Source organism: Pseudomonas sp. 5.2 (assembly GCF_059025405.1).
The window spans coordinates 1-249 of record NZ_JBYBHH010000075.1 but is presented as its reverse complement, the minus strand read 5'-3'; the positions used below and the strand labels follow the sequence as shown (position 1 = coordinate 249).

Sequence of the window (249 nt, the reverse complement as noted above, 5' to 3'; positions counted from 1 at the left end):
TGAACTGGCCTAATGATCCCGGACACCTCTTAAGGGCGATATGATTCGCCCAATCAGGAGGTTCCATGCAAGAACGAAAGACCTATACCCGCGAGCTCAAGCAACGTGCTGCAAGCATGGTTCTTGATGACAATTGCTCAATTCCTGACGTCTGCGCATCGATGGATGTCGGTGCAACGGCGCTGCGCCGTTGGGTGGATCAGGTTCGAAAAGAGCGCCAGAAAGGCCAGCCAGTGGCAGGCACCAAGG

Annotated in this window: 1 protein-coding gene; it reads left to right on the top strand. The window is 55.0% G+C overall.

The features are described from left to right. Positions 1-65: 65 nt before the first annotated feature. Positions 66-249, top strand: a 184-nt coding sequence (locus AC5PZ0_RS28360; RefSeq protein WP_493856229.1) for a transposase, incomplete at its 3' end; no start/stop codon positions are given.